The organism is Flaviflexus massiliensis (genome assembly GCF_001375495.1).
GTDB classification, from domain to species: Bacteria; Actinomycetota; Actinomycetes; order Actinomycetales; family Actinomycetaceae; genus Flaviflexus; species Flaviflexus massiliensis.
The window spans coordinates 982,771-1,007,769 of sequence record NZ_LN831058.1 but is presented as its reverse complement, the minus strand read 5'-3'; the positions used below and the strand labels follow the sequence as shown (position 1 = coordinate 1,007,769).

Sequence of the window (24,999 nt, the reverse complement as noted above, 5' to 3'; positions counted from 1 at the left end):
CGTCCCGCGATCACTTTTCAGCTTCAGAATTCCGCACCGAAGTAGGTTCCTTGAAGCTCGTCCCGTCATTGACATTCCTCAACCTTGGGCCTGTGATTACAGTCTTAGCGAATCAGGAGGGCAGGTACTTGCGCAGACGGGAGGCAACCTTGGTGGCAAGCACCTTCGGTCCCCCGGTACGCAGGTAGTCAACGACAAGCTTCGCGTCCCTCTTGAGGTCGAACCCGGGCTTGATGAAGCCAAGCATGCCCTCCGGCAGTGCCCCCTCGGCAAGGTAGCGGAGGTCGCCGGCGCGCTGCGGTTGCTTCGCGAACTCGAGGAGCGGCTCGAGCGCCTGGGACCACTCGAAGCGCTTCGAATACTCGGCGATGTTGGCCTTGCAGGAGGCTGCGAAGTCCTCGTCGTAGAGTGCTTGATCGAGTGCGTCCGCGAGCGCGTCTACATCTTCGGGTGGGACCCCGATGCCGATCCCTTCCTCGTCGAGCACGCTACCGAAGGAGTCTCCGGTGGTGGCAACGATTGGGAGTCCCGCCCACAGGTAGTCGAGGATGCGGGTGCGGAACGAGTACTGGGTTTCGATGTGTTCGAAGTGGGTGGAAACACCCACGTTGGCGTCCAGCAGGTAGTTGTGCCGGTCGTCGTAGTCAACCCAGTCGTGGTTGAAGAAAATGTGTTTGTCCGTTAGGCCGAGCTTGCGGGACAGGTCCATGGTTTCCTGCGCGACCCTCATCTTCGGTACCCCCGGGTTGGGGTGCTTGACGCCAAGGAAGTAGAGGCGCACGTTGGGGCGCTTGTCTTTCAGCTTATTGACGGCCTTGACGAGGGTGACGGGGTCAAACCAGTTGTAGATCCCGCCGCCCCACAGGATCACCTTGTCGTCCATGCCAATACCGGGGACGGTGCCGCGGATGGCGTGGCGGTTTTGGACGGGACGGTCTTCGTTCAGTCCGAAGGGAACGATGTCGATGAGGTCTTCGGGGGCCCGATCCAGTCCGAGAGAGTTCGTGTTGATGCGTCCCATGGAGGCGAGTTGACCGATCCAGAAGGCACGTTGCTTCTCGGAAGCACACAGGAACTTGTCTGCTCTGGCAATCTGCCGGTTGAGGACGTCCGTGACCCCTTCGATGGCTTCAGCTCTGCCCTTCGGTCCCTGGTCGCGAGCCTGCTCGAGTTGCTCGAGGTGCATGGGGTCGTAAATGTCGGCCACGATGATCTTGTCCGAGTCACGTAGCCAAGGTGCTGCTTCAAGCAGGAAGCCCTGGAAGATGATGACATCCGCCCAGTCGGTGACGGCCTTGAGGGTGTTATCGTCGCCGCTGAACAGCTCGAACGACTGCGGTCCTACCTGGCTGACTCCGCCCGTGGAGCAGAGTCGTACGGCGTGCGATACGGACAGGCGTTTCGCCATCTCCCACGCACGGATCGCGGGTCCCGCCATCTTCGCCGAGATCGGTTCGCCGGTGACGATGAGGATCTTGGATTGTAGTCGGAACACTTCGTCTAGCTGGAAGTGCTCGACGAGTTGCTCGTGGGTGTCGAGATATTGCGGGAGCGGGTAGGCCGGCTCGAGTGCGTTTCTCATGAGCGGGAGAATCCGCTCATCGGACACCTTCCGGGATGCCTGAATTTCCTTGCGGGACTGCGCGAAGGATGGCAGGAGGTCGTGGAACCAGGAGATGGCATGAGGGGCGGTGGCAGCGATCTTTCTGATCTCTGCCCCGTCGTAGGCCCCCAGCGCTGCCACTCCTTCGGCTTCCGCGCGGGAGGCCGATCTTTCGACCGCGAGTGCGAGTGCTGGCGCGAACACGGAGCGGAGCATGTCGGACCCGAAGTTCTTGTACATGCAGGCAAGCGCGTTGCGTTCGAGCAGGTAGGTTTCGCGATAGTTCCCGAACTTATTCATCGTCACATGATGACGGTGGAACGCGATCGAGGTGGGGATGTAGCGCACGTCGTAGCCGGCGAGGTTGATGCGCCACCCAAGATCCACGTCCTCGTAAAACATGAAGTAGCGTTCGTCGAAGCCGCCCAGCTCGTCGTAGAGCCACCGGTGCACGAATGCTGCGGCACCCGTGGGGAAGAGAACGTTCTTCGCGGTCTCGTACTGTCCGCTGTCGACCTGGGTTGCTTCCCGCTTGTATCCCATGCCGAACCAGGTCAGTGCCCCATCGACGTAGTCGATGGTTTCACCTTCCCAGTCGAGAACCTTGGAGGCAACGCAACCGATTTTGTCGTCGGCTTCCATGGCTTCCACTGCGGCCCGGATCCACTGTTCGTCGGGCCTGGCATCGTTGTTGAGGAAGGCAACGATATCGCCGGTCGAGTGCTTCACGCCGAAGTTGCATCCGCCCGCGAAGCCCAGGTTTGCTCCCGAGTCGATGACCTGCTCGTTGGGCAGGGCGGCTGTAAGCCGCTCGTAGCTGTCATCACCCGAGTCGTTTTCGACGATGATGATTTCGAGTTTGTCTTGGGGCCAGTCGCACTTGCGGAGGTATTCGACGGCCGCGATCGTGTCGTCGGCTCCCCGGTAGTTGACGAGAATGACGGATACGGTGGTCACTTCTTCAGTCCCTTCACTGCGGTCATGGCTTTGCGTCCCGAGTGCTTGAAGGAATCGACGAAACCTGTCTTTTCTTTCGCGAACACGGCGTGCGGAGTCGATTCGTATTCGACGGTTGTTTCGATGAGGTCGAGGGCGCGCAGGGGCCGGGCAATGATTGCCTCCGCACCACTGGTCCCCTCTTCAACTGCAACGATTGTCGCGTAGGAGGTATCCGCGTCGTACGCGTAGGCGTTGAGCCTGTTGAGTCCGGAGATAAAACCAAGGACGAAGTCGCGCCCGGCAGCATCCGAGGTGAGGATCCGGTCGGCGCGGAGGAAGGTTTCCCCGAAGTTCTGTGCCGAGGCGCCGCGGAACTCATCGGTGTGTCCCACCCAGTCCTGGGCGAGCCGCGGGGTCACCTCCGTGGTGGTGAGATCAGAAACAACGACAGCTCCGGAGGTGTGGGCCCAGGGGACGGTGCGGATGCTGGAGCCGATGAGGTAGACAACGGCCTCGTTCGAAAGATCATCGATTCCATAACCGGAGGGCACCCATTCTCCGTCCCAGGTGGAGACGATTCGCGCGTTGGGATCCCACAGGACCGTATTGGGGACGGTCTGGGCGATGGCGGTAGCTCGCGCGAGTGCCGTCTCGTCCTTGGAGTGGGCGACGAGCAGTGCCGAGTGTCGGACAGGAGTAAGGTCGGCGAAGCTGTCTTCGAGAACCTTGCGCTGATCGGCTGGGATCCCGGTTGCTTCCCACACTTCATCCATGAACGCGTCGATGTGCGGGAGTGCACCGGAGGGAATTCTGCGCGCCACCCGGTTAATGTAGTGCGCTTCCTTCGAAGCTTCGAGGCGCAGCGACCAGTCTCGCACGGTCCTGGCACCGGCAAGGCCGTCCGGGTTCACCGACATGGTCAGCACGTCGTCACCACCGGGGGAACGCTGCAGGTCCAGGATGGTCGTGTTTTCGGACCTGAGGCCGTGGGCGACGATGCCGGTGAAAAGTGGTGCGAAGCGGCTAGCGAGTGAGCGGGGGCTCAAGTTCTTCGTCATGACATCGAGGTAGATCCCGAGCTCTGCCACCACCGGTTTGGTGATGGCGGGGGAGCCGATGCGGACGGCCGGGATGGCCCTGCTGCTCAGCCGGAACTGCATATCCAAGCCCATGGCCAGCGCACCGTAGGTCGGGTCGAAACCGCCCGCATAGTGGGTTTGTTGCGCATCAAAGGCGTAGAGGGCGCCGCGGGAGGCGAGGACCGGCGTGGTTTCCACCCCGGGAACGAACACGGCGGCCTTCCCACCGGCCACTGCAGCCTTAGCCTGCTCGATGAGAGAAGTCAGCTGTGCCAGGTCAATCGCGGATGCGTCTGCGATGACGAGAACGAGGCCGCTCGGGGCGGGATCAAGGTCGAGAGGTGCCGGCTGTCCCGCCCTTCGGATCGTGGTGCCCTCGAGGGCTGACCACTGGGCGGGAAGTTCACTGTCCCGATCGACTATGACATGCATGACGCGTCCTTACCGTGAGATGTTTCGCCCCGCCATCCTATCCCGATTCCGTGTTGCGAAATGAGGCGACCGCCCTCGTTGCGACTACGATGTGATTAGTTTCCAGTAAGGAGTGGTGATCAACGTGAGCGAGCCCAGCCCCGAGCGGTCTCAGGCCGCCCAGGACCGCATGGTGCGGTTGGCGGGTGAGGACCTAAGGGTCGTCGTCCCCTCCAGCCATTTCTTCCGTGGCGCGATCGCTTCGTGGAAGGACATCTGGGATCATCGCGAACTGTGGTGGCTGCTCGTCAAGCGAGAGTTGAAAGCCAGGTACAAGGACTCGACACTCGGATTCCTGTGGACCCTCATTCGGCCCCTCGTTCAGCTCCTCATCTACTACTTTGCGATTGGCGAGATTCTTGGTGCCTCCCGCGCGATTGAAAACTTTGGCATCTACGTGTTCGCGGGACTAACCGCGTGGGGTTTGTTCAACGAGATCATTGCGTCCTCCACCGGCTCTATCGTTGGCAACTCCGGAATCATCAAGAAGGTGTATCTCCCCAGGGAGATCTTCCCGCTCGCGGCAGCGGGCGCCGCATTCATTAATTTCTGTGCCCAAATGGTCGTACTCTTCGCGGGTGCAATCATTATTTCTGGGATCCACATTCCCTCGGTCGTCACCTACGTCCCCCTTTCGATCATTCTCATTCTTGTCTGGGGTATCGCGGCCGGCCTTTTCCTTGCCGCCGTCAACGTTTATCTTCGCGACGTCCAGTACCTCGTTGAGGTCACTCTCCTGATCGGCATGTGGCTCTGCCCCATCGTCTACTCCTATTCGATGGTTGTGGATGCGGCCCCAAAGTGGCTTGCCGAGCTCTACATTTTGAACCCGATGGCAAACGCCGTGCTCGGCTTCCAGGCGGGAGTGTGGGCACCGAGCACAACCAGTGCGGCACTTCCCGACAATCTCATCTCCAGCATGCTGATCTTCATCGGGATCGGAATCGTCCTCATCCTTCTCGCTCAGCGCTACTTCGCTAAGGCGCAACGCAACTTCGCCCAGGAGCTGTAGTGAACGACATCAACGTCATCGAAGTCGACAACGTGTCGAAGCACTTTGTCATCAACCAGGACAAGTCACTCAAAGAACGGATCGTGAACGCGGCACGCTCTCGTAAGCACCGCGCAAAGTACACGGCGCTCGACCGGATCTCCCTCGAGGTGAAGGCCGGGGAATCGCTGGGTCTTGCGGGCCCGAACGGCTCTGGCAAATCCACGCTACTCAAGCTGATTGGTGGGATCCTCGCACCCGATTCGGGTGAAGTCCGGGTTCGTGGGAGGCTCGCCGCCCTGCTCGAGCTCGGTGCTGGCTTCCATCCCGACCTCACCGGGATCGAAAACATCTACCTCAACGCCTCGATCCTCGGGCTCAGCGAGGAAGAAATTGAAAACCAGCTCGATTCGATCATCGACTTCTCGGGAATCTCCGACTTCATTGGCACCCAGGTCAAGTTCTATTCATCGGGCATGTACGTCCGCCTCGCCTTCGCGGTTGCCGTGCACTCGGATCCGGATATTCTTCTCGTCGACGAAGTCCTCGCGGTCGGGGACGAACCCTTCCAACGCAAGTGCATGAACAAGATCCGGGAGTTCCAGGAGGAAGGCAGATCCATCATCCTCGTTTCCCACTCGGCCGACCAGATCATTGACGTGTGCGACCGTGCCGCCATCCTCCAAAAGGGAAAGCTTGTCACCCTCGGACCGGTCCGGGATTCGATGAGCGTCCTGCACCGTGCCTACCAGCAGGAGCGACTCAAGGACGCTGCCCGGATCGAAGAATCAACCCCCACCTCCGTTGAGATTGGCGAGGTGAGCCCCAACGGTCTCCAGCGCCTAGCCAACGGCCAGGATGTTCTCATTTCCGGTGATGACCTCACTCTCGATATCGAGCTCTCAACCGAGAAGCCGCTCAAGAAGTACGGTATTGAACTGGAGATTGAGAACCTGGCCGGTGTCAGCCTGTTTGGGATGGACACGAGAAGACTCCAGCTGCAGATGCCGGACATTGACCAGACCGGAACCGTCCGCATTACCCTCCCCAAGCTCTACCTGGGTGAAGACACCTACGTCTTCAACATCAAGGTCGTCACCGAGTTCGGTGTCCCCCTTGCCACCAAATCCAATACCGGGGTGTTCGCGGTTCGTTCGGATGGGATGACGACCGGCTTCATCAAGACCCATCCCGCTGTTGAGGTCGACGGGGCAGCAGCCCTTCCCCCGGGCGAACAGTCGTAGCGCTCACCTTCCACTAGAGATAGAGATAGAAGTACGACTGTGGCCAGCACCGAGGTGCTGGCCACAGTCTTACCGAACGCGCGTCGTGCCGCGCAGTTTCCGATTGACGGTTGCTACTTGGTCAGGTCCCTGACGACGCCAATACCGTCCTTGCCGTCCCGGTCCCAGTCACCGACAACAACGTTGTCAGTTGCCTTGCCGTAGTTGAACTTGCGGTCAGCATTGCCCGACACGTTCGAGTAGCTCATGTGGTACGTGTTGCCGCGGCGCACGGTGATCGTGTCGATGCTACCGCCGTTCCAGTTGCCAACATAAACCTCGTCGCCCACGCGACCGTAGTTGATGACTTTGTCGGCATTGCCCGAGGTCACCATCCACTTGAGGTGGAAGGCGTTCCCACGGCGTACGGCGATCTCGTCGTTACCGTCACCGTCCCAGTCGAAGACAAACACTTCGTCACCGCTGCGGCCGTAGTTGATCGACCGGGTGGGCTTGTTAACTGCCGGGTTGTCGTAAATGTCGAAGCGGTTCCCGGTGCGCAGAATGAGTGACTCCCCACCATCACCGTCAAGGTCACCCGTGAAAACCTGCTGACCTACGGTGCCGATCGTGTACTTCTGGGTCGACGTGGGCGAGGTGGGTCCGGTCGCGAAGGTGAAGAGGTTGCCGCGGCGGGTGAAGGGTAGGTCGCCGTAGCCGAGCACGTTACCAACATAGAATTCGTCACCGGTCTTGCCGAAGTACTGGATGTCCGTCGAGATTGGCGAGAAGTCATTCGTTCTGTACAGCACCAGGTCGTTGTCACCTCGAACGGGTTTGCCGGCGGAGTCGATCTTGGTTTGAACGTTGTTACGAATATTGGAGAGCAGCGGGTAAATGTTTCCCGGGCACACGGTCGAGGACACATCACGGTGACCCAGGATCGCGTTCACGGTCTGGTTCGTACCGGTCCTGCTGTTGTAGAAGGTCCAGGTTCCCTTCGGGTTCACGCCGGCCTCGGAGAACTTCCAGGCGATGATGTTTTCAATCGACGTGATGGAAGCCTGGGTGGGCTGCACCGAACCGGTGTAGTTACCCATGACGGAGATGCCCATGGAGCCCGTGTTTGCAGGGGCTGCGTGTCCACCCACGACCATCTGGTCACCGGTGGAGAGCAGGGTGCCGTAGCGGCCTTCGTAAATCGTGCCGTACTTGTCAACGAGGTAGTTGTAGCCAATATCGTCCCAGCCGCGGCCGGAATCATAGGTGTGGTAGTCGTGGACGCTTCGCACCACTCCCGGGGCCTGTGCCTGCGTGTAATTGTTCGTGCCGGCAGTGTGGTGAATAACCGCGCCACCGAGCTTCGCGTACTGCGGTGTCCACGCGGGTGGAACACGGGTCTCCCCCCATTCCGCACGCGATACCACGGCCGGGGCGGGGACCTTCGCGGTTGACTGCACGGACATGGTCCGCGGCTGCGCAACAGCGTCCTCGGAGATTCCCTCGGGTCCTGTGCTCATGAGCTTCTCGGGACCAACCTCATCGGCATTGATCGACTCGGCCGCATCCGTTCCAGACGCGGGAGCCACGGCAGCCGCTTCGGGAGCAGTCTCCTCAACAGCTTCCCCACCGTTACCGCTGGTCAAAACAAGGTTGAGCTCCGAGGGCAGGCTGGCGCCTGCGATGCGGGCCTGAACGCCCTCTGCTCCACCGGCAATGAAAGCCTCGGTGCCGTCATTGCCGCCTTCGCCGATTTCCAATTCGAGTGCGTACCAGTCCGACCAGGCACCGTTCTCGAGGACTCGGATATCAACGCCATCAGGCGCTGTTCCTTCCCAGGTCACGCCGGCGACAAAGAATTCATCGGCTTCAAGGGGCTGGGTGAGGATCTCGTAACCATCGACAGCACCCATCGTTCTAAGCGAGCTGCTCTGCTCGCCAGTGGCGGGAGATAAGGAGGATTGATCTGTTTGAGGTGCGGAGTGCAAGTCAATAACTGTCACTCCATTCGGGGTATCCGCAATCGCCAACGTAGGTGTTGCGAGAAGTATGGTGACAAGGGCCGCTGAGCGGAACTTCATACCGGTCTCCAAAGTGTCGTGACATGTTCGTGACAAATCTATCCGATTGAGACAATTGTGCAAGGAGTTAACCAACCGTCAAATATTCACCAAAATACATCCAAGGCACTTTACAATTCTTAAAATGGATATTTTTCCGCACGGAAAGCAACAAAGATCATAGCGAAGTCGATCTTTGCTCTCTGTGCGAACTCCGCCGTAACCTCGCAAGTCGCATGCTGAGCACGTTTCGCCGGGCGGATCACCTCGCCACTTCTAGCACTCCGCGCACTACTTCAAGCGTGCGTACCCGGGAATTTGCATGCACAATACTGCGCCCCCACTCTCTAACTGCTTTCTCGTGGCACCGAAATCGCACTCCTCACCCAGCAATCTTCGCCTCGGCTTCGAGTACGCAAGTTCGGCAGCCAATCGAGCCGACCTCAAAGGTGAAGAAAGCAGGAAGGACAGCATTTATTTCCCTCACCGCATTGTTGAGAAGTAGTCGGGAAGGTGATGTGTGGCCTCGGTAATAGAATCACCACGCCATGAGCTGAGCCATCCCCACCGGTTGACTTTTCCGATACCGTATCCTTATGAAGATTTCAGTAATTGGCTGTGGTTACCTTGGCGCTGTCCACGCGGCAAGTATGGCCGAGATCGGCCATACCGTCGTAGGTATTGATGTGGACGAAGAGAAGGTCAAGCTTCTCTCAGCTGGCAAGGCACCATTCCATGAGCCGGAGTTCGACGAAATGTTGGCCCGGAACGTGGAAGCTGGTCGACTTTCGTTCTCAACTGACTTCGCGGATCTGGCAGATGCTCAGGTTCATTTCATTGGTGTCGGCACCCCGCAGGGTCCCGATGGTAGCGCCGACATGACCTACGTCAATGCCGCCATTGATTCGCTCCTCCCCCACGTTGGTAAGTCGGAAGAGCCCACGATCGTTGTTGGTAAGTCGACCGTTCCCGTGGGGACCGCCGATTCGCTGGAGCAGAAGGTGGTGGATGCCGGGGCGATCCTCATCTGGAACCCTGAATTCCTACGGGAATCCTTCGCGGTTCAAGACACTCTCCGTCCCGACCGTCTCGTCTACGGTGTTTCGAAGGACGAAGAGCGGGCCAAGGTGTCGCAGGAGATCCTGGACGAGGTGTACGACGACATTCTTCAGGCCGGCACACCCCGCCTCATCATGGACTTCCCGACCGCCGAACTGGTCAAGGTGTCCGCCAACTCCTTCCTCGCGATGAAGATTTCGTACATTAACGCGATGGCTGAGATCTGCGATGCGACCGGCGCAAACGTGACGATGCTGGCCGAGGCCGTCGGTCTGGATGATCGCATTGGCAAGAAATTCCTTCGCGCCGGCATTGGCTACGGTGGCGGTTGCCTCCCGAAGGACACTCTCGCGTTCCAGGCACGCACCGAAGAACTGGGGCTCAGCTCTCTCAACTTCCTCACCGACATCAACGCGATTAACGATCGTCGCCGCCAGCACGCTGCCGATCTTGCCGTTGAAGCACTCGGTGGTGACGTGAGGGGCAAGCGTATCGCCATCCTCGGTGCCGCCTTCAAGCCCAACACGGACGATATGCGCAATTCTCCCTCGATCGATATCGCCAAGTTCCTGGCTGATGCCGGAGCCAACATTGTCATTACCGACCCTGCGGCCGGCCCCGTCCTCAAGGTCAAGCGTCCCGACATCAACGTCGCGGACTCCGCTCACGAGGCGATCAAGGACGCCGAGGTGACCTTGCTTCTTACCGAATGGGACGAGTTCAAGAACCTGGATCCGGCCACACTGGAACCTGCGGGCAAGATTGTGATTGATGGGCGTAACGCTATCGATCCGCAGACGTGGAAGAATGCTGGCTGGACCTATTACGGTATGGGCCGTAGCTAAAAGGAAGAGACGAATGAAGATTCTTGTGACCGGCGGTGCCGGGTTTATTGGCGCTAACTTTGTTCACACCACGGTGGAGGACATGCCGGATGCTGACATTGTTGTTCTCGACAAGCTCACGTACGCCGGCAACCCGGCCTCTCTTGCTGGGCTCGAGCGCGTCACCCTGATCGAGGGCGACATCGCCGATCCTGACACGGTCGATCCGCTCGTCAAGGATGCGGATCTCGTTGTGCACTTTGCGGCTGAATCGCATAACGACAACTCTTTGAACGATCCTTCCCCGTTCATCACCACCAACATTATTGGCACCTTCGTGCTACTTGAGGCGGTACGCAAGTACGGGGTTCGTTTCCACCACATCTCAACCGATGAGGTGTACGGAGATCTGGAGCTGGATGATCCGGCCAAGTTCACTCCCACCACCCCCTACCATCCCTCCTCCCCCTACTCCGCCTCCAAGGCCGGTTCCGACCACCTGGTGCGCGCATGGGTCCGTTCCTTCGGTGTCGCGGCAACGCTCTCGAACTGCTCGAACAACTACGGCCCGTACCAGCACATCGAAAAGTTCATTCCCCGCACGGTCACGAACCTCATCGACGGAGTGAAGCCTCGTCTGTACGGCGCTGGCCTGAACGTCCGCGACTGGATTCACGTACGCGACCACAACACCGCAGTGTGGGACATCATCAACAAGGGCGAGATCGGCAACACCTACCTCATTGGTGCCGACGGTGAGCTCAACAACCTTCAGGTCGTCCAGCTCATCCTCGAAGAGTTCGGATATGACGCGAACGACTTCGTGCACGTGAATGACCGTCCCGGTCACGACCTGCGTTACGCAATCGACAACACGAGCCTGCTCGAGCTGGGCTGGGAGCCCGAGTTCAAGGACTTCAAGGCCGGACTCGCCGACACGGTTGCCTGGTACCGGGACAACGAAGAGTGGTGGCGTCCTCAGAAGGAAGCCGTCGAAGCAAAGTACGCTAAGACCGGACAGTAACAAGACCCACCAGGAAAGATAGTGGCACCATCACAGGCTTTCCTGGTGACTGGTGAATGAGGGCCCGACACATGTCGGGCCCTCATCCTATTCCTGCCTACCGCTTCCTATCAGTCCCTATCGTTTCCTATCGCGTCATCCACTTCGCTCGAGCTTTGAGCCCTGCGAGGATCAGCGTACGGATCGGGGCATTGAGGGGACCGGGGTAGGCGGCACTAATGTAGCGGGACGCAGACTCGTGGTGGGCGGTGATCATGGGGGCTGGGCGTTCCTTCCAGGACACGCCCTGCTCGTGGGTGACCACAGCGGATGGAACGTAGACGGACGTCCATCCCCGCTCCTTCATTCGCCGCCCCAGGTCCACGTCTTCAAAGAACATGAAATAGCTGGGATCGAAGCCACCCAGTGCACGGAAGGCGACGGGTTTCATGACGAGACAGGCGCCCGAGAGCCAGCCGCACGCATGCTCATCGTCCGTCGAACCGTGGTAGTTGCGGGTCCAGGGATTGTTTGGCCACACGGTGGCAAGCAGTGCGTGCCCAATCCCGTTGGTCAGGGAGGGTAGCCTGCGGGCAGAGGGGTAAACGGAACCATCCGTGTTCCGAAGCTGGGGACCGAACACGCCGGCTGATGGGTGGCGGTCAGCGGCCTCAATGAGGGTAGTGAGAGCACCTGGTGCGAACACGGTGTCGGGATTGACGAGCACGAACCAATCCGCATGAGAGTCAGCAAAACCCAGGTTCGCGGCCCGGCCGTAGCCGAGATTGGCTCCCGGGCGGATCACTCGCGCATGATGCTTTCTTGCGGTGGTATCAACGATTGCGGGATCTTGCCCGTTATCAACAATGTCGATCCTGATCCGACATCCCGGTGCCGCTTCTGGCAGGGAAGCCAACATCACATCGAGTTCGGTGCCGGGATTGTAGGCCACGGTTACTACGTGAATGTCCGTCTCCGACACGTCTTCTCCTCCAGGTGTATCCACGATATAACAGGGTACCAGTCGCTGATCCTCGCTGAAGGGCACTAGTATTGGCAAGGTGAGTGAACCCGTTTCGCGCGCAGTTTTGGCGCCCCGACACGAACCTGCCGGCCCGGACCGCCCCTGGGTGGTTCCACTACTGTGTGCCGTGCTCGCGGTCCTCCTGTTCCTTGGTTCAGTCGTCTACTTCGCCTACACGAGGCTCGACGGCAATATTCAAACCAAGAACATCGATATTTATCTCGATCGCGAAGAAGACGAGATTGAGCCCTACCGGCCCGGGGAGGACATCAACATTCTCATCCTCGGCTCCGACACCCGCTCCGGTGACTCTGACATTGACGGTGCTGGGGCTTCGAGCGAAGTCGTGGGCATGCGCTCCGATACGACCATGCTCGCCCACATTTCCGCCGACCGTACGCGAGCTGAAATCATTTCGATCCCGCGCGACACGCTCGTCGACATACCTTCGTGCCGCCTACCGGACGGGACGTGGACCGAGGCTCGGGAAAGCACGATCTTCAACTCCGCCTTCTCAATCGGCGGCCAAACCGACGACGTTGGCGCGGCGGCAGCATGTACTATCCGCACCGTTGAAGAACTCACCGGCCTGTACATTGATGGCTTCGTCGTGGTCGACTTCGCGTCCTTCCAGCAGTTCGTGGACGCACTCGGCGGTGTCGAAATGTGCTTCGACGAAACCATTTCCGACTCCACCACCGCACTCGACCTCCAGGAAGGGTGCCAAGAACTCGATGGCGAGAAGGCGCTTGCCTTCGCGCGTGCCCGCAAGGGCATCGGTGACGGCTCGGATATTGGGCGCATGACCAGGCAGCAGGACCTGGTTCTCGCGATCGTCGAAGAAGCGGTCAACCGCAATCTCATGACCAACATCCCCTCCCTCTATCGCCTCGTCGATGCGGTTTCCCAGTCGATCGTGACCGATTCAGAACTGGGGAACATGGACACCCTGGCCTCTCTAGCGAATTCGATCAGGAACATCTCGCCCGAAGACATGTTCCTCATGACCATGCCGTGGGATCCTGCCGGGGCACGAGTCCTCCCCTCGGCCGATGCTGAGATTTTGTGGCGGGCACTCGAAGACGACATCCCCCTCAACACACTCTTCGATGACGATGGGAAGCTCCTCCCCGAAGAAACCACCACTCCCGAGGATGGAACCGGCGACACCGGTGACGGTACCGGCACGGGTGGAACCGAGCCCGGGGATGGCACGGTCGATGATGGGACGGGAACGACGAACGGAGTGCAGCCGTGAACGGAGCCCCTTCCTTCCCTCCGAAGACTCCTGGTCCACGACCGAGCTCCGAGGGCGCCAAGATCATCAAGGGCCGTACGGAGCGAATGTCAAAGCCCGCACGGCCACCACGCCCCGCCGAAGCAGCAGCCCGATCTGAGGCCCCGCGTCTGCGCAGTAATCCGCCCACGCGAGCAACCAACAACACGCCCCGGGCGGGTGACGGCACTCCCCCACCAATCTATGCGCCACGCAAACAGCGCTCGCCGCAGCGGGCGGCACGTCCAGAACCACTCGGCTTGCCGATGGACGAACGGCCCGAGTCAGCACGGCGGGAGCCGGCCCAGCGCGGGGGGCGGCCTGTCGCCTCTTAACCTCTCGATGTGGCTAAGAGGCAGGAGGGGAGTGAGAGGACCTCGTGCGGACACGGCGGTCCGTGCGGTCCCCCGCACTCCCCAGCGTTCCGCACATGGGGTCAATCGCCTCGACCCCGCATTGGCGCAGGTGGGAGAGTGTTATAGGAGCCGGCGCCCACCCCGCACCGCCGTTGCGGCCCCGGCACCTGATCGCCCACGAAAGAGATTCCGCAAGCGCCGGATTATCGTCCCGCTTCTCCTGCTGCTGATTATGGCATTGGTGGCATGGCCGCTCTATCTTTACTCCTACGGGAGCTCGAAACTTAGCCACGTGAGCGCCCTCTCGGGCGCGGAGGATACGCCCGGCCGCACCATCCTTTTCGCGGGTACGGATAAGCGATCCGAGGAGGGTATCAACGACGGTGTGGAGGGTCAGCGATCTGACTCGATCATGCTCGTGCACATTCCCGAAACGGGAAACCCCTCCCTCATATCCCTCCCCCGAGATACCTACGTGGAGATCCCGGGCTACGGTGCCGGGAAATTGAACTCTGCCTACTCTCGGGGTGGTCCCGAACTACTCGTTGAAACCGTCGAGGGCCTGTCGGGCTTGACGGTGGACCACTACGTTGAAGTGGGAATGGACGGTATCGCGAATCTGGTTGGTGCCGTGGGCGGTGTCGAGCTCTGCCTCGACTACGACGTGAGCGACAGCTTCTCGGGCCTGGAATGGCAGGCTGGCTGTCACGTTGCTGACGGCACCACGGCCCTCGCCTTCAGCCGCATGAGGTACGCCGATCCATTGGGTGACATTGGGCGTACCGCCCGCCAACGCCAGGTCATCGCTCAGGTCATCAACGAAGTGATGACGCCATCCGTTCTTCTCAACCCGTTCAAGCAGCGTGACGTTGTCGGTTCGACGGCGGAGGTTTTGACAGTCGATCAGGACACGAACCTGCTCGATCTTGTGCGCGTGGCTATGCCACTGCGGGGCATTATGGGTCCGGACGGGATTATTGGGACTCCCCCGATTGCGGACATGAACTACTACCCGGGCGGTGTTGGCTCAACCGTGCTCCTTGACCCGAATACGGTCGATGAGTTCTTTGCGAAGGTACGCGACGGGTCAATCACCCAAGATGACGTCGCAGTGAATCTCCCTTAGCGTGCGCAACCTCGGCTAGTTCCTCCTGGAACGCTGCCATCTTCTCCCTCAATTCGGGGTTGGGGATGGAGAGGATGCGGGCGGCAAGAAGCCCAGCATTGCGTGCCCCACCAATCGACACGGTCGCAACGGGAACCCCCGCCGGCATTTGCACGATCGACAGGAGTGAGTCCATGCCGTCCAGGTACTTGAGCGGCACGGGAACGCCAATGACCGGGAGGGTGGTGACGGAGGCGAGCATGCCCGGAAGGTGGGCCGCCCCGCCCGCTCCGGCAATGATGACGTCGAGTCCGCGCTGGGCCGCTGTCTTGCCGTAGTCGATCATTTCCTGTGGCATGCGGTGTGCCGAGACCACGTCAGCTTCCCAGGGGATTCCGAATTCATCGAGGGCTACGGTTGCGGCTTCCATGGTCGGCCAATCCGAGTCCGACCCCATGACAACTCCAACACTCATCCTATTTTCCTTCCAGGATCTCAATGGCCGCGTGGGCACGGGCCTTGACGCTTTCAAGGTCGTCGCCGCTCACTGTCACGTGACCGATCTTGCGGAGTGGACGCACCTCCTTGCCGTACATGTGGATCTTCACGGCGGGGTCCTTCTCCCAGACGGCACCGAGTGCTTCACGGGGGTCATCCAGCTCGGAGCCGAGGAGGTTGACCATGACGGTCCAGGGCCGGGTCGGAGACGTAACTCCGAGGGGAAGATCGAGCACTGCACGCAGGTGCTGCTCGAACTGGCTCGTGACCGCCCCGTCGATACTCCAGTGGCCGGTGTTGTGGGGGCGCATGGCTAGCTCGTTGACGAGCAGCGTGCCATCGACAACGAACATTTCAACAGCGAGAACTCCCACCACCTGGGTTTGTTCCGCGATCTTCCTGGCTATCTCGGTTGCCTGGTCGAGGATTTCCTGAGCGACGGGTGCCGGGGCAATCACCTCGTAGCAGATGCCGTCCTTTTGAGTGGATTGGACAAGCGGCCAGGCCTTCATCTCCCCCGAGGGGCGGCGTGCAATGAGGAGCGCCACCTCCATCTCAAACTCCACCTTCTCTTCAAGGAGAATCCGGTCCCCCTCGGCGTAGTTCCAGGGAATGTCGGAGGCCGAGAAAATGACAGCGACGCCCTTGCCGTCGTAGCCATCGGTTGGGGTCTTGGCGATTGCCGTTCCCCCGACTTTCGCAATGAAGTCGTTGATCTCGTTAGTGCTGTGGGCTTCGGCCCAGGTGGGGTGCGGGGCGTCCAGTTCGCGCCTCATGAAAAGCTTGTCCTGCGCGTAGCGGAGCGCATCGGCCGAGGGGCGGGAATCAATCTCCCGCAGGATCGCGTCGGGGATGTGTTCGTGTTCAACCGTCACCACGTTGCCCTCCACCCAGGAGGTGATGAGGTCGCGGTCTTCGGCGTGGCCGACAGTCGAGTAGGGGATGGCCTGGCCCGCCGATCCGTCGTCAGCTTCGACGAGGGCACGGAGCTCGATCCCTAGTGGGATGGCCGCCTCCTGCATCATCCTCGCAAGCTGTCCGCCACCGATCACGCAGACCACGGGCGCTGCCGCCCGGGCACCTGTTCCCACTACTTTTTGACTCATGTCCTATATGCTAATCGAGTGTTATCGCGATTCGTTAGGCGTCTGCTCCGTGGGCAGTCCCCGAAGGAATGGCTGATCGAGTTTCTGCGCTTCTGCACGGTTGGATTGGGTGCATACGTCGTCGATATTGGCCTGTTCAATCTCTTGGCATACCATTTGCCGGTTGTTCTGCCATTCGATCAGTCCATGTCCGCCAAGACCATCTCCGTGACCGCCTCCATCATCTTCGCCTGGATCGGGAACCGGCTGTGGACTTTCCGGGAGAAGAAGCGTAGCGATACGAAGCGAGAATTCACGATGTTTGTTCTCGTCAACCTGGGCGGCATGGCGATCGCACTCGGATGCCTGGCGGTTTCCCGGTTCGTGCTCGGCTTCGATTCTCAGTTCGCTGACAACGTGGCAGCAAACGGTGTTGGTCTCGTTCTTGGCACGGCCTTCCGGTACGTCTGCTACCGGTACGTTGTTTTTGCTCCCGAGCTAGCGTCGGCGCCTGCGCGACCCCATGGAGATCAGGGCTCCCTGCGGTAGCACTTTGTTCGGGTCGAGAGAGTTCGGCACCGCGTTAAGAGTCAGGGAGAACACGGGGGGACGGTTCTGGGAAAGCTCCAGCTTCCCACCATCGGCTCGGGCCAGATTCAACGCGAGTGGCAACCCGAGTCCCGTGGAGCCGCCGGTGGAGACTCCCTGCTTGAAGATTGAATCCCCCAGCTCATCCGGCACGCCCTCCCCCTCATCGGTCACCGTGATGACAACGCCCTTGCTGTTCGCCGTGCGGCGCGCGGTGACCGTCGTGTCACCATCGCCGTACTTGACGGCATTTTCGATGAGGGTGGCGATGATCTGGGACAGGGATCCGGGCGTCGCGAGCACCGTGACATCCTCGTCGCCTTCGAGGATGAGTTTCCTCTTGGCGCGGTGGAACACTTTCTGCCATTCCTCACGCTGCTGATCAAACACCTTGGTCAGGGCCACGGCCTCCGTCGTACCCCCACCATCGGAACGCGAAGTCTTGAGCAGCTCGGTGACAACACCGGTGAGCCTCTCCACCTGGTCCTGGCAGGCCCGCACTTCCATCAGGACCTCCTCGTCTTCTGTGAGCATCTCGATCTCGTCGAGCCGCATCGACAGCGCGGTGAGCGGGGTCCGGAGCTGATGCGAAGCATCGGCCGCGAACTGGCGTTCCGCGGACAGCCTCCCCGCCATGCGGTCAGCCGTACGCACCAGCTCTTCGGACACGAGGTCAATCTCTTCGATCCCGGACTTGCGCAGGTGGGGACGGACCGTACCCGAACCGATCTGCTCCGCGGAGGCCGCGAGGTAGATGAGGGGTGCGGATAGTTTCCGTGACTGGCGAGCAGCAAGAAGCACCCCAGCAAGAAGCGCGACGAGGGAGGCGACGGAGACGAGAAGAATGAACCCGGCAACGGAACGGTAGATGTGACCGCGATCGGTCTGGACTTGAACGACAACACCGGACGTGCCGCGTTCCACCACCGTCAGCGGAGTCCCGGAAAGTTCGGCACCTCCCGAAACTTCGCTACCCCCGGGCAGAAACACCGTGACGCGAACGTTGGGGGCGGCTTCACCGCCCCAGCCTTCCACGAGTTCGGGAGTAATTTCCGCACCACGGTCGATTCTGCGGTCGACGATGGAGGTCAGGGATGACGCCTGGTCTCTCATGTTCGCAATCTCCTGGTTCCACAGCATTGAGGAACCAAAGATTGCCATGGGGACACCGAGGAGCAGGACAGCCACCAGGACTGCCAGTAGCGTCATCCTGAGCGCACGGCGACGCATTGGCTAGTTCTCGAACCGGAATCCCATGCCACGAACCGTTGAAATGTAGGTAGGTTCGTTCGCATCGTCACCGAGCTTACGGCGTAGCCACGACACGTGCATGTCCAGCTTCTTCGTGGAGGAAGCGGAATCGGATCCCCACACCTGATCCATCAGGTCCTCGCGCGACACAACGGAGCCGGCATCCCGAATAAGGACTGTGAGGAGATCGAACTCCTTGCCCGTCAGGTGCAGTTCCTTGTCTTTCGCCCACGCGCGGTGCGCGGACACGTCCACCTTGACGTCCTGGGCAACGAGAATGTCGGACTCCCCCTCCTCCCCGGTGCCGCGGCGCAGCAGCGCGCGGACGCGCGCCATGAGCTCGGCGAGGCGGAATGGCTTCGTCACGTAGTCGTCCGCACCGGCATCGAGGCCCACGACCATGTCAACCTCGTCCGCACGTGCGGTCAGGATAAGAATGGGGACACTGGAGCCTTGGGAACGGATGGTGCGAGCAACATCCAAACCGTCCATATCCGGCAGGCCCAGGTCAAGGATGATGAGGTCAGCGCCGTGGGAAAGTTCGTCTAGCGCGCTACGTCCCGTGCTGTGGGGGCGCACTTCGTAGCCTTCCCTGCCAAGTGCTCGAACGAGCGGGTCAGAGATAGCGAGATCATCTTCAACGAGTAATACTTTAGTCACAACTTAGAGTATAGATGGAGAACGGAAAACGTGGCGAGCTTTACAGTAAATTGGTTTACAATTTATGAAATCTTGACCTAATTAAATTCAGTACTCGATATGAACGGCCGTTATCGTAGTCTTCTTAACTCAAAGATCTCCACGCTTCCTGTGCCGCGTAAATCCTGCTGACCGAAGGGCAGCACCATGTAATTGTTCAGCGTGGAGGAGATGGCGGTGGCGGTGGGTCGGTCGATCAGAACCGATCCCGTGGGAGCAATATCAACAAGCCGGCTCGCGAGGTTGACGACGGGGCCGAAGATGTCACCAAACGAAGAAACGATCCTCCCCCACGCGAGCGAAGCCCGCACGGGTTGCATGCCCTCAATCTTGCCGAGCGCATTCACTAGCTCCGTTGCGACCCGCGCTCCCGTTGCAAGATCCTCGGAGATAAAGATGACGGCATCCCCAACCGTTTTCACGAGCCTCGCGCCATGAGAGGTGATGACATCACGGCACGTGAACTCGAAGTCGCGCATGAAGCTGACGAGCTGCTCGGAGCCCAGCTCCCGCGACCTGCTCGTGAAGGCAACGAGGTCGATGAATCCAACGGCCCGCTGAAGAGGCATGAGGTCCGGAGTTTCCACTTCGGGTGAGCGCCTGCGCAACTCCAGCTCGGTGCGCCGCAGGAAAGCCGCCATGTGGCGGCGCCACGCGTACCTCATCTGCTCCTCCAGGAGGGGCAGATATTCATCCAGGTGTTCAATCACCCAGTAGCGCGCGTTGAGGTCGTCGAGTTCAAAGGTGGATTCCGCAAATTCAACAAGCGCTTCATACTGCCAAAGAACCAGCCGGTCCGCCATGTGCGACTGGGCCCGAACGAGCGAGTTCAGAGTGTCGGAGTCGAGCTGTCCCGCGGTGAGCTTATCGAAGTGCCTGCGCATCATCTCCACGTCGCGACCGGTGAAGATCTTGTCGTTTTCCTCATCGTCAACGGCGGGAAAACCCATCGCGATCCAAAATCGGCGCACGGTACGAAGATCGGCTCCCAGGCGCTCCGCGGCCTCAACGAGGGTAAATTGCGGCTGACCCGTCAGTAATGAGTTCGCGCGAGCCTCAACGGTCTCACGAAAATTCTCATGGTTTGTGTCACGGATCACATACATAAGTCTATCAGTTGAATTCGCTTTACCAAAAGTGTCGCGAGTGCCATCCTGGCGTAGGCTGGGTTCATGAGCGCACCCACATCGGTCAATGAAATCGCCGACAAGTATGTTATCGAACTGACACGGTTGTCACCACTCTTCGCGTCAGAAACGGGGCTCGCCAAGACCGGCGGACTCGACGACTTTTCGCCCGCCGGACAGGAACAGATCAATGACCTGGGGCGACGCACCCTCAAGGCTCTCGATGGTGTCGAACCGGCCAATGATGACGAGTGGGTGACGAAAGAGGCCATGAAGGAGAGGATCAATTCCTCCCTCGCGATCGCCGATGACGAGATTGGCGCACTCAACAACATCGCCTCCCCCATCCCCACCATCCGCGACTCCTTCGATCTCATGGAGCGGGATACGGATGAGGATTGGGAGCTCATCCGTGAGCGCGTCAACGCCATCCCCACCGCCATTGCCCAGTACCGCGAGGCACTCTCGTGGCGGGTGTCGAACGGGATGCCATTCCCGGAGCGCCAGATCAAGGTCGGTATCGAGCAGGCGAAGCAGGTCTCCACGTCCGGGATCCTGACCGAGCTTGAGGAGCGGTTCGACACGACAATGGCAAGGCAGGCTTTCGCGGAGCTGGGTGAGTTCCTCACGACCCTGCCCAGCACCGACGTGGATGGGATCGGCCGCGACCGCTACCCCGCCCATCTGCGCTATTTCCTCGGTTCCGATGTTGACCTTGACGAAACGTACGAGTGGGCCCAGGATGCGCTCGATTCGATCATTTCCGAGCAGGTCACGATCGCTGAGAAGCTGTACGGGCCCGGCACCTCCGTCAAGGAAGCCACCGAACGCCTCAACAACGCTCCCGAACGAATCATTCACGGGCGTGAGACCCTGCGGAAGTGGATGCAGGAGGTAGCCGACGCGGCCGTCACGAACCTGTCGTCCGAGTTCACGATCGAGGGTGACATGCGCAGGATTGATGCGCGCGTGCTCTACCCGGGAACCGGCGGCATCTACTACACCCCGCCCACCGACGACATGACCCGTCCCGGACAGATGTGGTGGTCGGTTCCCGAAGGCGTCGACACTTTCAACACGTGGCTGGAAAAGACGACCGTCTACCATGAGGGCGTTCCGGGTCACCATCTCCAGATCGGGGCCACCGTCGCGAACCGTGATCTCAACACATGGCGCCGCCACGTCTGCTGGGTCTCGGGTCACGGTGAAGGATGGGCGCTGTACGCGGAGCGTCTCATGGCCGACCTGGGCTACCTGGATGAACCGGGCGAATACTTTGGCATGCTCGATTCCCAGCGGCTACGTGCGGCGCGCGTGCGCCTCGACATTGGTGTTCACGTCAAGGGCTGGACTGCCGAGCAGGCCTGGGATTTCCTCACCGAAAACGTTGCCATGGACCACTCGTTCCTCGCATTCGAGCTCGATCGGTACCTCGGTTGGCCCGGTCAGGCACCGTCATACAAAATTGGGCAGCGCCTGTGGGAGTCCGAACGCGATGCGGCACTTGCTCGCGGCGAATCCCTGCGCGACTTCCACTCCCGTGCCCTCGCGCTTGGTGGGCTCGGATTGGACACGCTTCATGCGGCTCTGTCTCGCTAGCGCATCGGCCGGCCGCCTCAAGGTCCTGACCGGCGCCGGCATCACCCCCACCGTTCACGTCTCCCAAGTCGACGAGGAAGCAATCCTGGATGGGATGGCAGGGGCTCCGATCGCGGAGCAGGTACTTGCGCTTGCAAAGGCGAAGGCGGAGGCCGTGGCAGAGACAACCGGCGAGGAGCTCATTCTCGGCGGCGACTCGATGTTTGACATGGCGGGGCAGATCGTTGGTAAACCCCACACGGTAGAGGTAGCCAGGGAACGGTTGCGTGCCATGAGGGGAAACTCCGGGGTGTTGCACACCGGGCACTGGCTCATCACCCCGCGGGGTGCCGTCGGCGGTGTTTCATCAGCCACCGTGCACGTGGGCCACATGACCGATGAGGAGATCGAAGGCTATCTCGCGACCGAGGAGCCCCTGCATGTTGCTGGTTCGTTTACGATCGATGGCTACGGCGGTCCGTTCATTGACCGCATCGAGGGCGATCCTCACGGCGTGACCGGACTGTCACTGCCCCTGTTCCGCGACCTGCTGGGACAGCTGGGTTACACGATCATGGAGCTGTGGGATGGGCGCTAAGGCAGACGGCGTTGTCCACTGCGCTTGCGGAAACCGGCACTGGGGGCATGCTGGGGCTGCCGGTGTGCTCGCTTGGGAGAACCCGACCGATCCTGCCATCATCCTTCAGCTACGTGCCCCCTGGTCAATGTCAGGCGGCACCTGGGGTATTCCCGGCGGTGCCATCGACTTCGACGAATCCCCGATCGAGGGTGCGCTACGCGAAGCGAAGGAAGAGGCGGGCATGGGTCCGGTCAGGGTCTGGACTGCCACCAAACTCCATCACCCCGATTGGTCATACACGACGATCATTGCGGAAGCTTCCGCGGGTCAAAAAGCCGTGGTGACGGACCACGAGTCGGATGCGATGGAGTGGGTTTCTTGGCGGGATCTTCGAGGGAAGGATCTCATGCCCGCGTTCGAGCAGTCCCTTCCCCTGCTTGATCAGCTTCTTGGGCGCAGCCTCATCGTCATTGACAAGAATGTTTTGCCAGAGGGATGGGAAGAGGCCCTTCTGAAGCGCACCACGTTTGGGTTCTCACTCGATGCCATGGCCCCTTCTCGGGCCGAGAAGATCGAGCTTGCCCTGTCCCGTTCTCGGGACGGAGATTGTCCCAGGACGATCACGTGGTTCCCCGACATCGTCATCGTCGGGGACGGCCCTCTACTCAAGCCCCATGCAGTCAGGGGCGCCCTGCCTGCCACGATCCACTACTGTTCAGAAAAGAGAGACGTCCCGATCGACGGCTACGACTCGATCACCACAGTCGGGGTTAGTCTCCCTGGTAGCAAGGCACTGGATCCCAACCGGTTCACGGACGCCCTTTTCTCCCCCATCGCTGACGACCTGACGATCATGACGTCCCCGGGCACCCAGCAGTCCACGGACTAGTTCACTCGGAATGACACCCGATCAAGGTGTGTGGAGTTACGGTCCGCAGCTTGTGGGGTGAATTCTGAATTGATTCGTCTGAATCAACGTGGTGGGTGGCCCTTCCAGATTGGAAAGACCACCCACCATGTTCCGCTAATTCTTCTTTGACGCCAATACTGCATTTTGCCAAGAATGATGTTGCCTGCTGCCCTGACCCAGTGCCGCATGGCGGCATTCGGGTCAGCACCTCAAGCGGTTAGGGGAAGAGCGGCTCTGCGAGGCGCTTGACGGCTTCTGCGATGACGTCATCCGTACCGGTAAGGGACATCCGGACAAACATGCGGCTCTGTTCACCGTAGAACGTTCCAGGCGCAACGAGAATGCCGCGGCGCGCCAGCGCATCAACAATCTGCCACGCATCGGCCTCCCCCTTGGCATCCTCAAGCCACAGGTAGAGTCCGGCCGCAGTCTCGGGATCGGGTCGCAGTCCTGCGCTAGCGCACGCTGCCATGAGTTCATCGCGCCTGCGCCGATAGACCTCGCGCTGCTGAGCCACGTGCTCGTCATCGTTGAGGATCGCGGTCATGGCACGCTGGACCGGGCCCGGCATGAGGAACCCCATGTGCTTGCGGACCTCGATCATGGGGCCGAGGATCGCTGGGTCTCCTGCGATGAGGGCGGCACGGTACCCGGCAAGATTCGACTGCTTGGAAGCCGAATAGAGGGCAAGGAGCCCCGTCTTATCGTCCGATATGTCATCGGCCAGAATCGAGGGCACCCCCTCGCTGACATACGGCTCGTCCCACGGGAGGGCCGCATAGCATTCGTCAGAGGCAACGATCGTGCCCGTTTGCCGTGACCAGGCGACAATCTTGCGCAGCTGCTCCCGGTCAAGGACGTGCCCGTTGGGGTTGGCGGGGGAATTCAGCCACAGCAGGTCCCCTGCGGGCCACGTTGCTGGATCGGATGCTGTGTCGATCGGGATCGGGGTGGCTCCCGCGAGCCTCGCACCCACGTCGTAGGTCGGGTAGGCAACCTCCGGTATGAGAACATTTCCCGTGATCCCAAGCAGGGACGGGAGGAGCGCCACCATTTCCTTCGACCCGATAGTGGGAAGCACCCCGTCCGGGTCAACCGTGGCTCCGCGGGTGCGTGACCACCAGTTGACCATCGCCTCCCGCAGCTCGGGCGTGCCAAGAGCTGGCGGATATCCCGGCGACTGCTCAGCCTCGCGCAGAGCCACAATCGCAATCTCGGGTGTCTGATCGACCGGGGTCCCGATCGACAGGTCGGCGACGGGACCGGGATAGGCGTTGGCGAGTTCCTTATATGGTGCGAGGGTGTCCCACGGAAAGTCGGGAAGAGTCTCCCCTGCGAGCGACATTAGTCGTTGATGCCCTGCGGGAGGGCTGCGACAATCGGGTGATCAAACGGCAGGACTCCCATTTTCGCGGCCCCGCCGGGCGAACCGATCTTGTCGAAGAATTCGACGTTCGCCTTGTAGTATTCGCTCCACTCTTCGGGAGTGTCATCTTCGTAGTAAATCGCTTCCACGGGGCAAACCGGTTCGCAGGCTCCGCAGTCGACACACTCATCCGGGTGGATGTAGAGCATGCGCTCGCCTTCGTAAATGCAGTCGACAGGACATTCGTCGACGCAGGCCCGGTCTTTGATATCAACGCAGGGAAGGGCAATTACGTAAGTCACTT

21 protein-coding genes are annotated in these 24,999 nt (G+C 60.4%); 10 read left to right on the top strand and 11 right to left on the bottom strand.

All coding sequences use genetic code 11. The features are described from left to right. Nucleotides 1–112: 112 nt before the first annotated feature. Together BN1241_RS08590 and BN1241_RS08585 are read right to left on the bottom strand one after the other, a co-directional pair. Complete coding sequence (locus BN1241_RS08590; RefSeq protein ID WP_054953203.1) at nucleotides 113–2,560, bottom strand: glycosyltransferase; 2,448 nt, start codon at nucleotides 2,558–2,560, stop codon at nucleotides 113–115. Beyond that, entirely contained in the window at nucleotides 2,557–4,053 is a 1,497-nt protein-coding gene (locus tag BN1241_RS08585) for a hypothetical protein (RefSeq protein ID WP_054953202.1), read from the bottom strand. Before BN1241_RS08585 ends, BN1241_RS08590 begins: the two co-directional genes overlap by 4 nt. A gap of 124 nt (nucleotides 4,054–4,177) precedes the next feature. On the opposite strand from BN1241_RS08585, the gene BN1241_RS08580 reads away from it, so the two are divergent. Further along, nucleotides 4,178–5,104: an ABC transporter permease gene (locus tag BN1241_RS08580; RefSeq protein WP_230198298.1), complete on the top strand. Its 927-nt coding sequence runs from the start codon at nucleotides 4,178–4,180 to the stop codon at nucleotides 5,102–5,104. Next, complete coding sequence (locus BN1241_RS08575) at nucleotides 5,104–6,327, top strand: ABC transporter ATP-binding protein (RefSeq protein WP_054953201.1); 1,224 nt, start codon at nucleotides 5,104–5,106, stop codon at nucleotides 6,325–6,327. Before BN1241_RS08580 ends, BN1241_RS08575 begins: the two co-directional genes overlap by 1 nt. Nucleotides 6,328–6,440: 113 nt before the next feature. Here BN1241_RS08575 and BN1241_RS08570 read toward each other — a convergent pair whose 3' ends face one another. Continuing rightward, a complete protein-coding gene (locus BN1241_RS08570; protein WP_082418286.1) occupies nucleotides 6,441–8,387 on the bottom strand; it encodes a peptidoglycan recognition protein family protein in 1,947 nt (648 codons plus the stop codon). A 575-nt stretch (nucleotides 8,388–8,962) separates the two neighbouring features. Between BN1241_RS08570 and BN1241_RS08565 the strand changes: the two genes are divergently transcribed. Then, the gene (locus BN1241_RS08565) at nucleotides 8,963–10,270 is read left to right on the top strand and encodes a UDP-glucose dehydrogenase family protein (RefSeq protein WP_054953199.1); all 1,308 of its coding nucleotides are present in this window, start codon (nucleotides 8,963–8,965) and stop codon (nucleotides 10,268–10,270) included. Nucleotides 10,271–10,283: 13 nt separating this feature from the next. Further along, nucleotides 10,284–11,273: a dTDP-glucose 4,6-dehydratase gene (rfbB, locus tag BN1241_RS08560; RefSeq protein ID WP_054953198.1), complete on the top strand. Its 990-nt coding sequence runs from the start codon at nucleotides 10,284–10,286 to the stop codon at nucleotides 11,271–11,273. Between the two features lie 127 nt (nucleotides 11,274–11,400). Here rfbB and BN1241_RS08555 read toward each other — a convergent pair whose 3' ends face one another. After that, nucleotides 11,401–12,258, bottom strand: coding sequence for a glycosyltransferase family 2 protein (locus tag BN1241_RS08555; RefSeq protein ID WP_230198297.1), 858 nt, complete (start codon nucleotides 12,256–12,258; stop codon nucleotides 11,401–11,403). 55 nt (nucleotides 12,259–12,313) lie between these two features. Here BN1241_RS08555 and BN1241_RS08550 point away from each other — a divergent pair, with 55 nt between their 5' ends. Continuing rightward, nucleotides 12,314–13,534: an LCP family protein gene (locus tag BN1241_RS08550; RefSeq protein ID WP_147599364.1), complete on the top strand. Its 1,221-nt coding sequence runs from the start codon at nucleotides 12,314–12,316 to the stop codon at nucleotides 13,532–13,534. 384 nt (nucleotides 13,535–13,918) lie between these two features. Beyond that, nucleotides 13,919–15,034 carry an LCP family protein gene (locus BN1241_RS08545; RefSeq protein ID WP_230198296.1) on the top strand — a complete coding sequence of 372 codons (1,116 nt, stop codon included), beginning with the start codon at nucleotides 13,919–13,921 and terminating at the stop codon, nucleotides 15,032–15,034. Here BN1241_RS08545 and purE read toward each other — a convergent pair. Both purE and BN1241_RS08535 read right to left on the bottom strand, forming a co-directional pair. Continuing rightward, a complete protein-coding gene (gene purE, locus BN1241_RS08540; RefSeq protein ID WP_054953194.1) occupies nucleotides 15,000–15,488 on the bottom strand; it encodes a 5-(carboxyamino)imidazole ribonucleotide mutase in 489 nt (162 codons plus the stop codon). The two genes, BN1241_RS08545 and purE, sit on opposite strands and share 35 nt — an antisense overlap. Before the next feature lies 1 nt (nucleotide 15,489). Beyond that, complete coding sequence (locus BN1241_RS08535) at nucleotides 15,490–16,617, bottom strand: 5-(carboxyamino)imidazole ribonucleotide synthase (RefSeq protein WP_077138335.1); 1,128 nt, start codon at nucleotides 16,615–16,617, stop codon at nucleotides 15,490–15,492. An 18-nt stretch (nucleotides 16,618–16,635) separates the two neighbouring features. Between BN1241_RS08535 and BN1241_RS08530 the strand changes: the two genes are divergently transcribed. After that, nucleotides 16,636–17,145, top strand: coding sequence for a GtrA family protein (locus BN1241_RS08530; protein WP_054953193.1), 510 nt, complete (start codon nucleotides 16,636–16,638; stop codon nucleotides 17,143–17,145). On the opposite strand, the gene BN1241_RS08525 is transcribed toward BN1241_RS08530, so the two are convergent. From BN1241_RS08525 to BN1241_RS08515, 3 genes are all read right to left on the bottom strand, one after another. After that, a complete protein-coding gene (locus tag BN1241_RS08525; RefSeq protein WP_054953192.1) occupies nucleotides 17,095–18,414 on the bottom strand; it encodes an ATP-binding protein in 1,320 nt (439 codons plus the stop codon). The two genes, BN1241_RS08530 and BN1241_RS08525, sit on opposite strands and share 51 nt — an antisense overlap. 3 nt (nucleotides 18,415–18,417) lie before the next feature. After that, nucleotides 18,418–19,095 (bottom strand): response regulator transcription factor, encoded by a 678-nt coding sequence (locus BN1241_RS08520; RefSeq protein WP_054953191.1) that lies wholly within the window; start codon nucleotides 19,093–19,095, stop codon nucleotides 18,418–18,420. Between the two features lie 110 nt (nucleotides 19,096–19,205). Further along, complete coding sequence (locus tag BN1241_RS08515; protein ID WP_230198295.1) at nucleotides 19,206–20,234, bottom strand: adenylate/guanylate cyclase domain-containing protein; 1,029 nt, start codon at nucleotides 20,232–20,234, stop codon at nucleotides 19,206–19,208. Between the two features lie 72 nt (nucleotides 20,235–20,306). Between BN1241_RS08515 and BN1241_RS08510 the strand changes: the two genes are divergently transcribed. Genes BN1241_RS08510 through BN1241_RS08500 form a run of 3 tightly spaced genes read left to right on the top strand, consistent with a single transcriptional unit; the run spans nucleotide 20,307 to nucleotide 23,308 of the window. Continuing rightward, entirely contained in the window at nucleotides 20,307–21,860 is a 1,554-nt protein-coding gene (locus BN1241_RS08510) for a DUF885 domain-containing protein (RefSeq protein WP_054953189.1), read from the top strand. Beyond that, entirely contained in the window at nucleotides 21,841–22,437 is a 597-nt protein-coding gene (locus BN1241_RS08505) for a Maf family protein (RefSeq protein WP_054953188.1), read from the top strand. The genes BN1241_RS08510 and BN1241_RS08505 overlap by 20 nt, the downstream gene beginning before the upstream one ends. Beyond that, nucleotides 22,427–23,308, top strand: a complete 882-nt coding sequence (locus BN1241_RS08500; protein WP_054953187.1) for an NUDIX domain-containing protein — start codon at nucleotides 22,427–22,429, stop codon at nucleotides 23,306–23,308. Before BN1241_RS08505 ends, BN1241_RS08500 begins: the two co-directional genes overlap by 11 nt. A gap of 238 nt (nucleotides 23,309–23,546) precedes the next feature. Here the strand turns inward: BN1241_RS08500 and dapC are convergent, their stop codons facing one another. Beyond that, nucleotides 23,547–24,674 carry a succinyldiaminopimelate transaminase gene (dapC, locus tag BN1241_RS08495; protein ID WP_054953186.1) on the bottom strand — a complete coding sequence of 376 codons (1,128 nt, stop codon included), beginning with the start codon at nucleotides 24,672–24,674 and terminating at the stop codon, nucleotides 23,547–23,549. Next, nucleotides 24,674–24,997, bottom strand: a complete 324-nt coding sequence (gene fdxA / locus BN1241_RS08490) for a ferredoxin (protein ID WP_054953185.1) — start codon at nucleotides 24,995–24,997, stop codon at nucleotides 24,674–24,676. Before fdxA ends, dapC begins: the two co-directional genes overlap by 1 nt. Between the last annotated feature and the right edge of the window lie 2 nt (nucleotides 24,998–24,999).

Coding starts and splice junctions, on each gene's coding strand:
- BN1241_RS08570 (WP_082418286.1), bottom strand. CDS start 8,387: ATGAAGTTCCGCTCAGCGGCCCTTGTCACCATACTTCTCGCAACACCT.
- BN1241_RS08525 (WP_054953192.1), bottom strand. CDS start 18,414: ATGCGTCGCCGTGCGCTCAGGATGACGCTACTGGCAGTCCTGGTGGCT.
- BN1241_RS08585 (WP_054953202.1), bottom strand. CDS start 4,053: ATGCATGTCATAGTCGATCGGGACAGTGAACTTCCCGCCCAGTGGTCA.
- rfbB (WP_054953198.1), top strand. CDS start 10,284: ATGAAGATTCTTGTGACCGGCGGTGCCGGGTTTATTGGCGCTAACTTT.
- BN1241_RS08505 (WP_054953188.1), top strand. CDS start 21,841: ATGCGGCTCTGTCTCGCTAGCGCATCGGCCGGCCGCCTCAAGGTCCTG.
- BN1241_RS08500 (WP_054953187.1), top strand. CDS start 22,427: ATGGGCGCTAAGGCAGACGGCGTTGTCCACTGCGCTTGCGGAAACCGG.
- dapC (WP_054953186.1), bottom strand. CDS start 24,674: ATGTCGCTCGCAGGGGAGACTCTTCCCGACTTTCCGTGGGACACCCTC.
- purE (WP_054953194.1), bottom strand. CDS start 15,488: ATGAGTGTTGGAGTTGTCATGGGGTCGGACTCGGATTGGCCGACCATG.
- BN1241_RS08535 (WP_077138335.1), bottom strand. CDS start 16,617: ATGAGTCAAAAAGTAGTGGGAACAGGTGCCCGGGCGGCAGCGCCCGTG.
- BN1241_RS08565 (WP_054953199.1), top strand. CDS start 8,963: ATGAAGATTTCAGTAATTGGCTGTGGTTACCTTGGCGCTGTCCACGCG.
- BN1241_RS08510 (WP_054953189.1), top strand. CDS start 20,307: ATGAGCGCACCCACATCGGTCAATGAAATCGCCGACAAGTATGTTATC.